Below are 14,542 nucleotides of genomic sequence, written 5' to 3' on the forward strand. Positions count from 1 at the left end.
CGTATCGTATGTAGAATAGCTAAGGAGCAGCCATGAAACTTGGAAGAATTGCCGTCCCAACGCCCGACGGCGAACAGATCCGACTCGTCGCGGCCCAGCCCGAACAGGGCCGGGTCATTGACCTCGCCCGCGCCTACGCCCTGACACTTCAGCGCAAAGCGGCTGATCCGGAACGAGCCCGGGCGTTGGCCCTTGCGATTCTCCCTGGCAGCCTGGCCGCAGGAATTGGCGGCGGTTCCATTTTCCTGGACGCTGCCCATGACGCTCTTGGCGCGGCTGATGACGCATCCCACAGTATCGACGAGGTCTCATGGCGCGCGGCTGTCGACTCTCCGGTCATACGCGACGGGCTGACGTTCGAACAGCACATCCAAAACTTCCACCGCATTGTCGCCAAGGCCCAGCCGGCACGCTCGATCTACGATCGTCCGGGCTATTTCAAGGGCACCACTGCCATGTCCTATGGACACAACCAAGAGCTGCCCTACCCCGACTTCACCGAGGCCCTCGACTGGGAACTCGAAATCGGCTACATCGTTGGCAAGTCCGGAAGCGACCTGACCCCGGACACGGCACTGGACCACCTCTTTGGCATCACCGTCTTCAACGACTTCAGCGCACGCGATATCCAAGGCGCGGAAATGGCGATCGGTATGGGCCCGCAGAAGTGCAAAGACTTCGGCTACGGCATCGGGCCCTGGGTTACCACCATGGACGAAATTGACTCCATCGAGGGTTTGCGCGGCCAAGTCCGCGTCAACGGCGAGGTGCTCTCCGACACCAAGGTCGAGGACTTCGTCTACACCCCCGCAGAGTTGCTGGCCTACGTCTCCATCTCCGACCGCCTGCAGCCGGGCGACCTCATCGGTTCGGGCACCATGGGCTTCGGCGCCGGCGTTGAAATCGGCAAATTCCTGCAACCCGGCGACGTCATTGAGCTGGAACTGGAAGGAGTTGGCACTTTGCGCACACCGATTTCGACGGAACGCCAAAAGGCCCCATGGTGGCCCGAGCCACGCACCTACCCGCACGAAGAATGGGTAGCATAATGACCCGGCCCCCAGTTCGCCGCATCGTCACCGGGCACGATGATCAGGGACGCGCCATCATCCTCTCGGACGGGGCCGCGCCCAACCACTGGTCTTCGGACATGATTCCCGGATTCGGTGCCACCGTGCCCTGGCTGACCGCAGCCGGACCCATCGACCACGTCACCGACGCCGACCCGGCCACGGCGGACGCTGAGATACCCAGCTTCCCCGCCGCCGGCGAGACTATCCTGCGCATTGCCGACTTCCCGCCGGACTCCGTCTACCCGGATGAGGCCGGCTCGGTGATCTTCAGTGAGCTCGACGGGCACGACGAGGCCGAAGCAGGCGCCGAGCACAGCGGATCCAAGCACTTCTGGTTCCACCGCACCGACTCGTTGGACTACGCCGTGGTTCTCGAGGGTGAAATCACGTTGCTGGTCGATGAGGGTGAGGCGACCATGCGCGCCGGCGACGTGGCCGTGCAACGCGCCACCAGCCACGCATGGTCCAACCGCACCGACACCACCGCCCGGGTCCTCTTCGTGCTGATCGGGACCGAACCGCTCACGGCAGCCCAGATCGCCGAACGGCGCAGGGAGGCTTCCCTGCCCTTGGAGAGAGCATGATCCTCAACGCCCATGCCGCCGATGGCGACGTGATCTGGGAGCCGGATCTCGAACACGGCGCGGAGACCGGCGTGGGACGTTTCTCCGCCTTCCTGGGCGGGCAGGGCATCGACGTCGGTACGGGCTATGACGAGCTGTGGCAGTGGTCGGTGGATGAGGCGGAGCAGTTCTGGGAACACTTTGCCCGGTTTGCGGGGGTCGAGTTCGGCGGGATTCCAGGGCCCGTCTGCACCACGGATCCCATGCCGCACACGAGCTGGTTCCCTGGACGCACCCTCAACTTCGCCCGGCACCTGCTGCAGGGCCACGAGGGCACCGCGCTGATCGGCATCGCCGAGGACGGAACGCGCGAAGAGGTCACCTGGAATGCGCTGCGGCGCGAGGTGGCTTCCCTGGCCGCGCACCTTCGTGCCCGCGGCGTGGGCCACGGAGACCGGGTGGTAGCGATCCTCCCGAATGTTGCCGAGGCCGTCGTCGGGCTCCTCGCCGCCGCCTCGATCGGCGCCGTCTGGTCCGTCTGTGCCCCTGAGTTTGGTCCAGGTGCAATCGTTTCGCGGTTCGCCCAGCTCCGTCCCAAGGTGGTCATCGCCGCCCCGGGCTACATGCTCGGCGGGAAGGACCGGGACCGCCGCGCGGAGCTGGCAGAAGTCTTCGCCCAGCTCCCCACCCTCGAGCACGTGATTTGGGTGGGACGGCATACCTCCGTCCCGAGTATCCCGACCCGGACCCCGGCTGTCGCCTGGGCTCAGGCCGTGGCCGAACCGTCGGAGCTCGTCTTCGAGGACGTCGAGTTCAGTCACCCCCTGTGGGTCCTATTCTCCTCGGGGACAACGGGCATTCCCAAAGGCATCGTGCATGGCCACGGCGGGGCGCTGCTTGAGGAAATGAAAATGCTCCTCATCCACTCCGACCTGCGGCCCGGGGACCGCTACCTCAATGTGGCATCGACGAGCTGGGTGCTGTGGAACGCACTCGTATGCGCGCTGGGCGTGGGGGCAACGGCTGTGCTCGTCGACGGAAATCCCACTTTCCCGTCGATCGACCGGGTATGGCAGATTGCCGCAGCCGAGCGGGTCGCCGTCCTGGGTGTGGGTGCAGGATTCGTCCATTCCTGCGCGAAGGCCGGCCTCGTGCCGATGCAGGATCACGACCTGGGTGCCCTGAAATCCCTTCAGGTCACGGGATCGCCGCTGTCGGCCGACGGCTATCGCTGGGTCTACGGCAGTGTGGGTGACATCTGGCTGGCCTCCATGAGTGGCGGTACAGATATCGCCTCCATCTTCGTGGGGGGATCCCCGACTCTTCCCGTGCATGTCGGTTACATCCAGGCTCCGGCACTCGGAGTGCGCGTGGAGTCGTGGGATGAAGCCGGCGATCCCACCCGGCGAAAGGGTGAACTGGTGGTGACTCAGGCAATGCCCTCGATGCCGCTGAGCTTCTGGGGAGATGACGGCAGCCGCTACCACGAGAGCTACTTCGCCATGTATCCGGGAGTGTGGCGGCATGGGGACTACATAGAGTTCACAGACCGTGGCATCCTCATCCACGGCCGTTCCGACTCGACCCTCAACCGCAACGGGTTGCGTCTCGGTTCGGCAGATATCTACGCGGTGGTTGAATCGCTGCCGGCGGTGGCCGAGGCGCTGGTTGTCGGCGCGGAGCTGGGCACTGATTACTACATGCCGCTGTTCGTCCACCTCGCCGACGGGATCAATCCGGATGTGGCCAAGGAAGCGATCACTAGGTCCATCCGTGAGAACCTCTCCGTCCGGTACCTGCCCGACGAGATTATCTTCATGCCCGGAATCCCGCATACCCGCACCGGAAAGAAGCTGGAGGTGCCTGTCAAGAAGCTACTCCAAGGGGCCCCGCTGGAAGCGGTTGCCGATCTAGGGTCGGTAGATGATCCGGAGCTGTTGAAAGAATATGCGCAGTTTGCCCTTGAACGGCAGACCGTATCACCCTAAGCGGAACCCGTTCCGACCCGCCGTATCCAGGCATACCGCGGGTCGGACCGGGTTCGGCCAGGTCAAGCCCGTCCTCGTGGTGGATGAATGCGCCCCTCTCTGGTCCTCTTTCCCCCAACTCCTGGCCGGGACCGCAATTCAAGGGCGCCAAGCAGCGAACGGGGTGTCTTGCCCAACCCGCCAGATGCCTTAAGAACGGCGGCGTCGGCGCCATCGAAGGATCAAGCGGGCCTTCATGAAGGCATCATCGCGAAAGCGGATTCAAGGGGTTGCAGTGGTCGTTGTACAGGACTGGGAATACCTTTTCTGGGGCTCTCCCCCGCCAGCATTCGTTCGCCGATAAGGGACCTTTCGTCAGCTAACTGACAGCTGGGCCTGACTGCAGAGGCTGTTGAGGCGTGCCCTACTCTTCACGCCGCCACTTGAGCTTGAGAATTTCGAATGCTTCCTTGATAGCTGCAGCTTCATGGTGGACGTCGACTATCTGGGTTCGGCCAAGTTTGGGGCTGACTGGGGGATCCCCGGGCCGCTCAAAAACGGCCCACACGCGAAGGTCATCGCCGTGCCGGGAGGCGAAGGTAACCCCGTCGACCGCTGTTGTTTCGTAGAGCCATGCTGCGATGGCCTGGGTCAGCTGCCGAGGTCTGGCATCCTTCAACGCCGCGGTATCAAAGTCAGCGAGCCCGAGACTCAAAGCCGTGGCGATGAAATGCGGATACAGGGCGGCCACGGTTTGCGAGGCGGTGACGGCGCAGTAACGCCCGGAGAGCTCGGCGCGGGTCGCGGCGCGTGCCTCCAGCCATTCACGCGGAACTTCGCCTGGTGGGATGGTCGGGTACAGTACCTGGTCTTCATCGTCCTCGACGATTTCGTCCACTTCCGCAGCGAGCCGGGCATCGCGCCGGAAACCGGCCAGAACCTCTAGTAGGCATGCTTTCAGGCTTGAGCCGGCGTAGACAGTGCGGAAGTTGCCGTGCAGGTCGTCCCAACGGCCGGGGAAGCGGCCGTCCGTGGCCCATTCCCAGCCGCTCCACGCCCAGGGTTCGGGGCGGAACCCGATGCGCCATACAGTGCCGGCCGCCGGAATGATGGCTAGTTCGTTCTGCTCCATCCGTCAGCCGGCGGCCGCGAAGGCCCGGGCAGAGGCAAGGACAGATTGTGCGGCTTCGTCGATAAGGCCTTCACGCAGCAGCCTCGCCGGCGGTACGTCGTCAAGCTGAGGATTCATGCCCTGGAACCAGGCCTGAACCACGGTCCGGGAGTCGCGCTCGGCCAGCAACGCCGCGACATGATACGCGTGCCGCAGCCGGGTCATGACTTCTGCGGAGGGCTTCCGCTGACCGTCGGCCCACTGGCGTACGGCGCGGGTTTCTTTCACTGAGCCGATGTAGGCGACAAGTTTCGCTCCCAGGATGTCCCTGAGGTCGCGGACCAGCTCAGCCTCGGGCAACCTGATGGAATCCTGGTGGGCTTTCAGACCTCCGCGGGCTCCTGCAACTGCTGTCATGTCTCCATGCTGCCACGGATGACACAGTATTTCAACGGTTAGAACACACAACAAATCACACCCGAAATAACAGGTGGCAGAACGCCGATAATGGAGAATTCGTCAAACTGCCCAAGCCTCAGTCCTGTAGGTATTTGAGGACAGCAAGGAAAAGCTAGTGGGCGGGTCCGAGGGCCAGTTTCACGCCGAAACCTACGAGGACAGATCCGTGATGCTGTTGATGATGCGGATGTTTCGGGCGACCTCGAGCCAGCGGGCGGCGCAGCCCGTGCCGGATTAGCAATGTGAACCAGGCCATGGACAGCAGGCAGTGGACGCCGGCGAGCAGCACGCCCATCAGCAGTGGTGACGTGCCTGCGGGTATGAACTGGGGGAAGGTGGCGATGTAAAAGACACCCACCTAGGGATTGAGCAGGTTTGTTCCGGTTTGTTCCGGTACCGGTCAGCCAGCCTTTGAACAAATGATTGCTTCCGGAGGTGAATTCAGCCGCTTTACCTGCCGGCTTGGCAGGAACTTTGTCTTTTCGCAGACTCTTCCGCAGGAGAGTCGCTCCCAGCCAGACCATGTAGGCCGCTCCGGCGAGCGGAAGCACACGGTAGGCCTACTCCGAAGCGGCGAGCAGCGCTGATACGCCCACGGCTACGCCCCAGATCATCGCGCCGGTGCTGATCCCCAGGGCGGTGGCGAAGGCGAAGCTTCGCGACCGGGAAATGGATGACCGCAGGACTAACGCTGTGTCCAGGCCGGGCCGGGGACCAGTGTCAGAAGTCAGGCAACAAGCGCGAAGGAAAGAACAGCTGACATGAGAGTCACCGTTCAAGAATAGGTGGGGGAGAGCTGTAGCGTTCGAAAAAGGAGTCTGTTGCGACGATGGTTGAAAACCTCCCCTCATAAGTTGGAATGCATCAAGCAGCCGCGCGCAGTTCAGAAATCCCCCCGGGCAAGCCCACTGCGGACGGAACCTTGAACGGTGGACAGGCAGGCAAGCACTTCGGCACTCGGGGGCTGAAAGTCACTTATCCCGCGGGAGTCCGGCGCCGAACCTACCCGGCGGACGGGGGAGCGGCGGTCCCGGCCAATCACTGTTTCGCAGCTCAGAAAACCCTTCCCCTCCCTAAGACATGCCTTGCAGTGCCGCCTCGCCATCGTCGCAGGGGCAATGGTGTGGGCCGCTGGCTAGCGGGTGCTGAGGTCGATGCCGCGGCTTTCGCGTAGCGAGAGCGCTGTGGCAGCGCCGATCAGCAGCAGGACGATCGTGTACACCCCGAAAACGGTGGGGCCGCCGGGGCCGAACCAGATGCTGAACCCGGCCTGGAGGTATGCGGCGGTGCCGCCGAAGGCTGCCACGCAGAGTGCGTACGGGATTGCCACTCCGATGGTGCGGACGGCAGTGGGAAAGAGTTCCGAGTAGACGGCTGGCATGATGGAGGCGGATGCGGCGATGAAGACCAGCATGGCAGACATGGCGAGTCCCAGTTGCATGGCCGAGTTTTGGACGAACCAGGTGGCGGGGAAGAAGGTCAGCGCGCTGCCTATGCCGCTGATCAGGAGGACCGGTTTCCGGCCTATCCGGTCTGAGAGCCGGCCCCACAAGGGCAGGGCCACGATGAAGACCAGGTTGGCTGCCACGCCGGCCCAGAGGGCTTCCGTTGCGTCGATCTTCAGGACGTTGATCGCGTAGGCCGGGGTTGAGACGCCCCAGACATAGTAGGCGACAGTCAGGCCCACGGTAAGGCCGATGACCTGCAGGGCCTGGCGCCAGTGCCGGGCCAGATCGGTGAACAGGCTGCTGTGGGGTGGGGTGGGGTTGCCGGGGACGACAGCGTCATGGGTGGCGGTCCCGGATTCGAAGAGTTCGGACTCTTCCATGCGGGCTCGCATGACCAGAGCGACCAGCCCGAAGACTGCGCCGAGGAGGAAGGGGATGCGCCAGCCGTAGGCGGCCATGGTCGATTCCGGCATGGCAGTGGAGAGGACTGCGCCCAGCAGGGTCCCGAACAGGATGCCGACTGTGCCCGAAGCGTAGATCAGCGATGCCCAGTAGCCGCGGCGGGACGGTGGTGCCATTTCCGAGAGGTAGGTTTGGGCGCTCGGAAGCTCCCCGCCATGCGCGAGGCCCTGGATCAGCCGTGCGATAAGCAGCATGACCGACGCGCCCGCGCCGATCGAGTCGTAGGTGGGGGTCAGTCCGATCACCAGGGAGCCGAGCGAGGCCAGACCGACGCAGAGCGTCAGTGAGGCCTTGCGGCCTACCTTGTCGCCGATCCAGCCGAAGATAAAACCTCCGAGCGGGCGCGCGACAAACCCGACGGCGAAGATCGCGAGGGTTGCGAGGAAGGCGCTTGAAGTGTCCTGCTTGCTGAACAGTTGGGAGGCAATGAAGGAGGCGAACGTGGCGTAGATGGCCCAGTCGTACCATTCGACGGCGTTCCCGGCGCCGGTGCCAATCAGCGTCTTGAGGATTCGGGACCGCTGGGGCGGGCTCATGCGGGTGGACCCATCGGCCTGCGTGGCCATCTTGGGGCGGGGAGTGGACATGGAAGTCTCCTGGGAAGGGGCGGGGAAGGTAAGCCAGGCTCAGGCGGAGGCGAGGCGATCGAGGGCAAGACGTGCGTAAAGTGCGGCTCCGTCGGCCAGTACGGCGTCGTCGAAGACGGCAAACGGTGAGTGATTGTAGGCCGCTGTGGCGGCGTCGGTGCCGTCGGGGACGGCGGAGAGGAACAGGAATGCGCCCGGCACTTCGGCCAGGACGCGGGAGAAGTCCTCGGAACCTGCCAGCGGGTGGGCCAGCTCGCTGTAGCGCCCGGGGCCGAACAGTTCGTCGACAGTGTGTCGCGCGAAGGCGGACTCGGCTCCGTCGTTGAGGGTCACCGGGTACTCCTCGATGTAGTCGACCGAGACCTCCAGCCCGTGGCCTGCTGCGATGGCTCCCAGTAGCCGCGGAATTGAGGTTTTTAGCCGTGTCTTGGCTTGGGCGGAGAAGGAACGGATGGTGGCTTCGAAGCGGGCCGTGTCAGGGATGACATTGCGCTTGGTGCCGGCCTGCAGCATGCCGACGGAAATCACGACAGGGTCGAACACGTCGAACTGGCGGGTGACCATGGACTGCAGCGCCAGCACCATTTCGGCGGCGACCGTGACCGGGTCTTTGGCAGCGAACGGTGCCGAGCCGTGCCCGCCTGCCCCGTGGACGGTCACGACCAGCCCGTCCGAGGAGCTCATTACCGGGCCCGGACGGGAAAGGAAGGCCCCGCTGTCGCCGAGGGCGCTCATGACGTGCAGTGCGTAGGCGGCGTCCGGGCGGTGTCCGGCGGCATCCAGGACGCCCTCGCGGATCATGACTCCAGCGCCGTCGAAGCCTTCTTCGCCGGGCTGGAACATCAGGACGACGTCGCCGGAGAGGTGGTCCCGCCGGGACGCGAGCAGGTTCGCCGCGCCCACCAGCATCGCTGTGTGCAGGTCGTGGCCACAGCCGTGCATTGCGCCGGGAACCTCGGAGGCATACGCAAGACCTGTCTTCTCCTGTACCGGCAAGGCGTCCATATCACCACGCAGCAACACCACCGGACGCACCGATTCTCCGGCGTTCGATCCCGCTGCTCCCCGCAGCACGGCCGTCACTGACGTGGTGTCCGTGCCCGTGGTGATCTCATAGCCCAGCCCATCGAGGGCGGCGAGGATTTTTTCCTGGCTGCGCGGAAGGTCCAGCCCGACCTCCGGCTCGCGGTGCAGGCGGTGGCGAAGGTCGGCAATCTGGCCGGCCAGGGCGGCAGCATCATCGCGCAGGGCGATGGTCAGGTCGGCGGAGGAAGCGGGACGTGCCACGGCGGGCCCTTTCGCAGGAAAATTGGATCCCTTGAGTGTGAAGGTCTCACCCGTACACACGCTCGATATCGTGAGAAAATTGCAGCCAACCATCTGAAAACCGAAGGATCCTGCATGGAGCTTCCTCCTGATGACCTCGAACTGATTCACGCTCTTCAGCTCGCTCCCCGCGCCACGTGGACCCAGCTCGGATCCGTGCTCCGCCGGCATCCGGCAACCCTTGCCGCCCGCTGGGAACGGCTCCGCGCGGACGGACAGGCTTGGATCACCGGTCATATCGGCACCGCCGACGGCCAGGGGTGTGTCACTTTCATCGGCCTCGAATGCCGTTCCGGGCACCGGGCGGAAGTACTCGAACGCCTGTGCGCTGTCCCCGAGATCGGAACCGTGGAGGAAGCGGCCCGGGCCTGGGACCTCCGGCTGACCGTCCTCACCCGCAATTGGGAACAGGTGGCCAGGGGCGTGCTGCCAATAGTGCGCACCGATCCCGACATTATGCGCAGCCAAGTGACGCTCGCGACCAGGCTCTACTCGGCCGGAAACAACTGGCGCCTGGACGTGCTGTCCCCTGAGCAGCAACGACGCATAGCTGCCCTGCATCCCGGCGTGACACGTCCGCCCGGCGCCACTCCTCCAACCTTGCCGCAATTAATGACCGTACTGGCACGGGACGGGCGAGCCTCCGCGGTCGAGATCGCAGCCGAAACGGGCACCCATCCGACCACCGTAACAAGACACTTGCGCCAGGCATGTGAGACCGGCCTGCTGGCGTTGCGTTGTGAACTAGCCCAGGACTGGTCCGGTTACCCCATAGGTTGCCAATGGTACGTGCGCGTACCGCCCGCCCAGCTGGAGGCGGCAGTAAGTTATCTTCGCTCCTACCGAACCTTAAGGCTTTGTGCCGCCACAACCGGAGACGCCAATCTGACGTTCTATCTCTGGCTACGCACACCAGGTGCCATCGCCGACGTGGAAGCCGGCCTCCAACAGGCTGCACCTGCGGTGCAAGTCATCGAGTCCGACGTCGGGGTCAGAACGCACAAACGTACGGGATGGATGCTGAACGAGGATTCCACCGCCACCGGCGAAGTAATTGTCACCCCGGTCCTGCCCCCAGCACCACCGCTGCACGACCACCGCCGCCACTGAGAGGCGCGGCCCCACCATTAGACGGAGCACCACCCCGACTAGTGGCGGGACGTTTTTGCCGCAGCAAAGACCGCCGCGGCCAGTAACGGGGCCGGTCCGGTGACCGGCCGAGGGGCGCAGTAAGTGCGCCTCGTGGGAGCCCGGTGTCCGGTCCCTGCGGTGATTGTCGTCGATCCATGGAGTTGGTCTATAAGTGTTTCGATGAGGGCCTGTCCAGTCCGTCGAGGTGGTTCCCTGAGTTTCAGGAGGCGTTGAACGTCGAGGCGGCGGGCATGGGGAGCCATCCTTTGAGGTCCTTCACGCATCGTCCGCCTTGGATGATGGCGCCGATGGTGGTCGGGTCTGAGAGCAGGCTGATGTCCGTTAGCGGGTCAATCTCTGTTATGACCAGGTCGGCGAGCTTGCCGGCCTGCAGGGTGCCAAGGTGGTCGTCCAATCTCATCAGTTCCGCCGCGTTTTTGGTGGCTGCGACGATGGCGTCCATGGGGGACAGGCCCAGTTCAACCATGTACGCGAGCTCTTTCAAATTCTCGCCGTGGGGACAAACGCCGGCGTCTGTGCCCATGGCGACCTTCACCCCTGCTTTGAGAGCCGCGCCGAGATGTTCGCGGGCGATCCCGGACCACAGCACTTTTTTCTCGTACAGGTAGGCCGGGACCTTCGCGGGGTCCGGGACGCGCAGGGCGGAGCTTAGGGTCGGGACCAGGAAAGCGTCCTGCTCCTGCAGGAGCGCGATAGCTTCAGCATCGATCTCATATCCGTGTTCGATGCTCGTAACCCCTCCACGCAGTGCTTCGAGGATGCCGGCGGCTCCCTGGGCGTGTGCCGCGACAGGCTGGCCGCTGCGGCGGGCGGTCTCGTTCTTTATCAGCCGGATCTGGTGTTCAGGAACGCCAAGATCGTGGGGTGTGTCCGAAGGGCTGGATACGCCGCCTGTGGTGCAGATCTTGATGACGTCGGCCTCGGAGCGAATCAGCGTCCGAACGGCGCGTCGCATTTCGTCGTCAGAATCTACGGTCATCAAGGCCGTCAGTGACATGCTCCTTTCGCCGTTGGGCATGCACGTGTCGGCGTGTCCCCCGGTGGGGGAGAGCACAGCAACCGCCAAATGAAGTCGCGGGCCGAGGATGGCGCCGCCCGCTATCGCTCTGCGGTAGCCGGCGTCGAGACCGCCGAGGTCCCTGGCTGTGGTGATGCCGGCCATGAGGGTGTCGTGGATGATCCCTGCGGCGGCCAGGACGTGTTCGGACTCGAACCGTGCGGCGCGCTGTGCCGGGGGCGTTTCCAACGATAGCGACAGGTGGACGTGAGTATCGATGAACCCGGGCAGGAGCGTTTTTCCTTTGAGGTCCACGGTCGTTGCTTCAGGATGGTCATCGGGGCCGCGCCGTGGGCCGGCATAGAGGATGCGGTCACCGTCGATAATAACTTCTGCGTCATCGACAGGTGCTGCGCCGGTGCCGTCGATCAGTCTGGCTCCCGTGAGCCTCAGAACGGCCCCGGTGGGGGAGGGGGTCAGGGGAAGTCGTGCTTCGTGCATCACAGTACTGCCTTACGTCGCATCATTATGGTTGGTGTTCTTGGCGTCAGGGGCGCAGTCTTTTGTTTCGGTCAGCGGACCAGGATTCCCATGCCCGGCCCGGTTCCGGTGCCGGTGAAGAAGAATGCGCTGAGCACGAGTACCCAGAGGATCCAGAACACGATGGTGAAGGGGAGCATCCGGCCGATTATCGAACCAATGCCGGCGTCGGGCTCATATTTTCGGAGGAACGCGAGGATGATGACGAGGTAGGGGTTGAGTGGAGTGAGGGCCTGGGTGGCGGAGTCTCCGACGCGGAAGGCGGCTTGGATGAATCCGGCTTCGTAGCCGATCAGGGCGAACATCGGAATGAATACTGCGGCGATGAGGGTCCACAGCGAGGAACCCGACGCGATGAGCAGGTTCAGCAACGAGACCACCACAATGAATGCGATCACGGCACCGAAGCCGGTGAAGTTGACGTCCTGCAGAGTGCGGGCGCCGTTGACAGCGACCCAGGAGGCCAGACCGCTCCAGGTAAACAGGGCCAGGAACTGAGCCATGACGAAAGCCACCACGATGAAGGAAACGGCGTCCTTGACGGACTGGCCCATCATCTCAACCACGGATTGGATCCCCGTGATCTTGCGCAATCGGGCCCCGTACACGATGGAGGGAACGATCAGGACGGTGAACACGAGGAAGATGACTGAACTCAGCAGAGGGGATTTTGGCAGGAACCCGCCTTGCTCGTTGCGCAGCGGGGAGCCTTCGGGCAGGGTCAGGGCCAGCACGCCGGCGACTACGAGCACCAGCGCCAGCCCGGCCCAGCGCAGGGCGCTGCGTTCGGGTGCGGTGACTGCTGCGGATGCCGCCGCATCACTGTCGTGCTCGGCTGCCTTGCCGGTACCGACGCCCATCCGGTTCAGGCGTGGCTCAAGGATCTTGTCAATGACAAGGCCGCCGGCCACTGTCAGAACGACCGATAGCACCACGTTCAGTGCCAGGTTGGACACCGCCGTCACGGGAAGGACCACCCCGGCCACTGGTACGGCAGCAGCGTTCGAGATGCCGGCCAGCAGGGCGTCGGTCGACGTGACGAAAGGCGTGCAGCTGAACGCGGCAATGCCGATCGCGTAGGATCCCAGCAGCCCGGCCACCGGGTTGCGTCCTGCAGCTTTGAACACCAGCGCCGCGATCGGCGGAATTACCAGGATCGAGGCGTCAGACATGATGTGTGCGCACAAGGCCACGAGCGCGATCACGTACGGCAGGGCCCATCGCGGTGCCCGGCCCAGCGTCGACTTCACGAGAGTGAGCAGCAGGCCCGTGCGTTCTGCCACGCCGACGGCAAGCAACAGGGTGACCACTACGCCGAGAGGGGGAAAGGAGATGAAGTTATCGACCGCTGTGGTCATCAGCCAGGCGATGCCCTCGCCGGTGAACAGTCCCTTGACGGGAGTCAACTTGCTGCTGCCGGGAACCTGCGTGTTGACGCCGAACCATGACACAACCGTAGAGACAATGCCGACCCCCAACAGCAAGTAGAGGAACAAGGCGAAAGGCTCAGGCAGCTTGTTGCCGGCGCGTTCTACACCGTCGATAATCCGGGCCCCAAGTCTGCGGCGCGGCTCCGTGGGAGTCTTCAGAGCCATCACAACGCTGACCCTGCATTCGGGAGGCAAAAGGCGACCTGGCCTGCCCGGCGTATCACTGCAACCTGCTTGTCCGCTTTTGCGACGGACTGGAATGATGAGGGGGATCCCATTGGTTCTCCGATGTGGCGTGGGTCATATGGACGAAGGCAAACTCTACGGTCCACGAGAAAATGCGTCCCAAAATGCAGGAAAATAATCCCATGGAAGAAATAGTGCAGCATAGTTCTCCCTTGGCGGAACGGGACATTGAGTTGGTCAACGCCCTCCAAGTGGCACCGCGTGCGCCATGGGAAGACCTGGCTGAGGTCCTGAACGTTCACCCCACGACGCTTTCGCGACGATGGGCGCGGTTGACCGGTGCTGGACTCGCCCGTGTCTCGATCACACCGGGGCCAGAACTTTTGCGGGTCATGGACGTGGCGTTCGTCGAACTGACCTGCCAGAACAACCGCGTCCTGGACGTTGTCGAGAAACTCATTCCGGACCAGCGGCTCATGTCCATCCAGTTCATCGCCGGCCCGGCACATCTTTTGTTGACGATCGCTGCGGCAGAGCACAGCATCTCCACTTTCCTGCTCACTACCATCGGCAGTCTTGACGGGGTGCTGCACTACTCGGTGCGTTCCGTCACCAGCCAGATCCTCGACGCCGGCCGGTGGCACTTCCACGCACTGCCGGCAGCAAAACTGCGCAGCCTGTCCCAACTCCATAAGCAAGCATTTAATGCCGGCGAAGGAGCCGCGGTAAAAATGGATACCGCCAACCAGGCTCTGATGCGTGAGCTCAGTGCTGATGGCCGCGCCAGTCTTCGCGAACTCGCTGCCGTCGCCGGCATATCCCCGGTGGCCGCCGCACGGCGCGTTACCCGCCTGGTCGGTGGAAAATACATCACCGTGCGCTGCGACGTCGCCCGACGAGGATCAGGACGCAGCTACAGCGCCATCCTGTGGGGCTCAATACCGCCTGACCGGGTCCCGACCCTGGGTGAAGGACTCCCCGCCCGGGTACCGGCCCTGCGCCTAATGTCATCGGTCACCGGGGCCAACAACATCCACATGGTCGTCTGGCTAAACAACCCCATGGACCTACTCCACGTCGAGCGGCAGCTCCTCCAGTCCGTTGACGGCCTGGCGATCGAGGACCGCCGTATAGTGCTCCGCACCTTTAAATACAACGGCGTAAGACTCAACGACGACGGAACATTTGGCCAGATAGTCCCCATGGCCTACTAGCCATGAAAACGAGAATGCTGGCCCGCT

Annotated in this window: 11 protein-coding genes; 5 read left to right on the forward strand and 6 right to left on the reverse strand. The window is 63.8% G+C overall.

Translation table 11 applies throughout. The annotated features are described in order from the left end of the window. Positions 1-32 precede the first annotated feature (32 nt). Genes SBP01_RS00555 through SBP01_RS00565 form a run of 3 tightly spaced genes read left to right on the forward strand, consistent with a single transcriptional unit; the run spans position 33 to position 3,624 of the window. Positions 33-1,049: a fumarylacetoacetate hydrolase family protein gene (locus SBP01_RS00555; RefSeq protein ID WP_320537118.1), complete on the forward strand. Its 1,017-nt coding sequence runs from the start codon at positions 33-35 to the stop codon at positions 1,047-1,049. Continuing rightward, positions 1,049-1,657, forward strand: coding sequence for a cupin domain-containing protein (locus SBP01_RS00560; RefSeq protein ID WP_320537119.1), 609 nt, complete (start codon positions 1,049-1,051; stop codon positions 1,655-1,657). Before SBP01_RS00555 ends, SBP01_RS00560 begins: the two co-directional genes overlap by 1 nt. Then, a complete protein-coding gene (locus tag SBP01_RS00565) occupies positions 1,654-3,624 on the forward strand; it encodes an acetoacetate--CoA ligase (protein WP_320537120.1) in 1,971 nt (656 codons plus the stop codon). Before SBP01_RS00560 ends, SBP01_RS00565 begins: the two co-directional genes overlap by 4 nt. A 403-nt stretch (positions 3,625-4,027) precedes the next feature. Here SBP01_RS00565 and SBP01_RS00570 read toward each other — a convergent pair whose 3' ends face one another. The 4 genes from SBP01_RS00570 to SBP01_RS00585 form a co-directional block, all read right to left on the reverse strand. Continuing rightward, on the reverse strand, positions 4,028-4,735 hold the full coding sequence (locus SBP01_RS00570) for an RES domain-containing protein (protein WP_320537121.1): 708 nt from the start codon (positions 4,733-4,735) through the stop codon (positions 4,028-4,030). A gap of 3 nt (positions 4,736-4,738) precedes the next feature. Beyond that, positions 4,739-5,131: a hypothetical protein gene (locus tag SBP01_RS00575; RefSeq protein ID WP_275212867.1), complete on the reverse strand. Its 393-nt coding sequence runs from the start codon at positions 5,129-5,131 to the stop codon at positions 4,739-4,741. Between the two features lie 1,177 nt (positions 5,132-6,308). Continuing rightward, a complete protein-coding gene (locus SBP01_RS00580) occupies positions 6,309-7,619 on the reverse strand; it encodes an MFS transporter (RefSeq protein WP_320538392.1) in 1,311 nt (436 codons plus the stop codon). 90 nt (positions 7,620-7,709) lie between these two features. Then, positions 7,710-8,924: a M20 family metallopeptidase gene (locus SBP01_RS00585; protein ID WP_320538393.1), complete on the reverse strand. Its 1,215-nt coding sequence runs from the start codon at positions 8,922-8,924 to the stop codon at positions 7,710-7,712. A 147-nt stretch (positions 8,925-9,071) separates the two neighbouring features. Between SBP01_RS00585 and SBP01_RS00590 the strand changes: the two genes are divergently transcribed. Then, positions 9,072-10,106: an Lrp/AsnC family transcriptional regulator gene (locus SBP01_RS00590; RefSeq protein ID WP_320537122.1), complete on the forward strand. Its 1,035-nt coding sequence runs from the start codon at positions 9,072-9,074 to the stop codon at positions 10,104-10,106. Between the two features lie 241 nt (positions 10,107-10,347). Here the strand turns inward: SBP01_RS00590 and SBP01_RS00595 are convergent, their stop codons facing one another. Both SBP01_RS00595 and SBP01_RS00600 read right to left on the reverse strand, forming a co-directional pair. Next, positions 10,348-11,646, reverse strand: a complete 1,299-nt coding sequence (locus SBP01_RS00595) for an amidohydrolase family protein (RefSeq protein ID WP_275212865.1) — start codon at positions 11,644-11,646, stop codon at positions 10,348-10,350. Positions 11,647-11,717: 71 nt separating this feature from the next. After that, on the reverse strand, positions 11,718-13,280 hold the full coding sequence (locus tag SBP01_RS00600) for an AbgT family transporter (RefSeq protein WP_320537123.1): 1,563 nt from the start codon (positions 13,278-13,280) through the stop codon (positions 11,718-11,720). Positions 13,281-13,483: 203 nt separating this feature from the next. On the opposite strand from SBP01_RS00600, the gene SBP01_RS00605 reads away from it, so the two are divergent. Then, positions 13,484-14,515 carry an Lrp/AsnC family transcriptional regulator gene (locus SBP01_RS00605; protein WP_320537124.1) on the forward strand — a complete coding sequence of 344 codons (1,032 nt, stop codon included), beginning with the start codon at positions 13,484-13,486 and terminating at the stop codon, positions 14,513-14,515. The last annotated feature ends 27 nt before the right edge of the window (positions 14,516-14,542 follow it).

The organism is Pseudarthrobacter sp. IC2-21 (genome assembly GCF_034048115.1).
Taxonomy (GTDB): domain Bacteria; phylum Actinomycetota; class Actinomycetes; order Actinomycetales; family Micrococcaceae; genus Arthrobacter; species Arthrobacter naphthalenicus.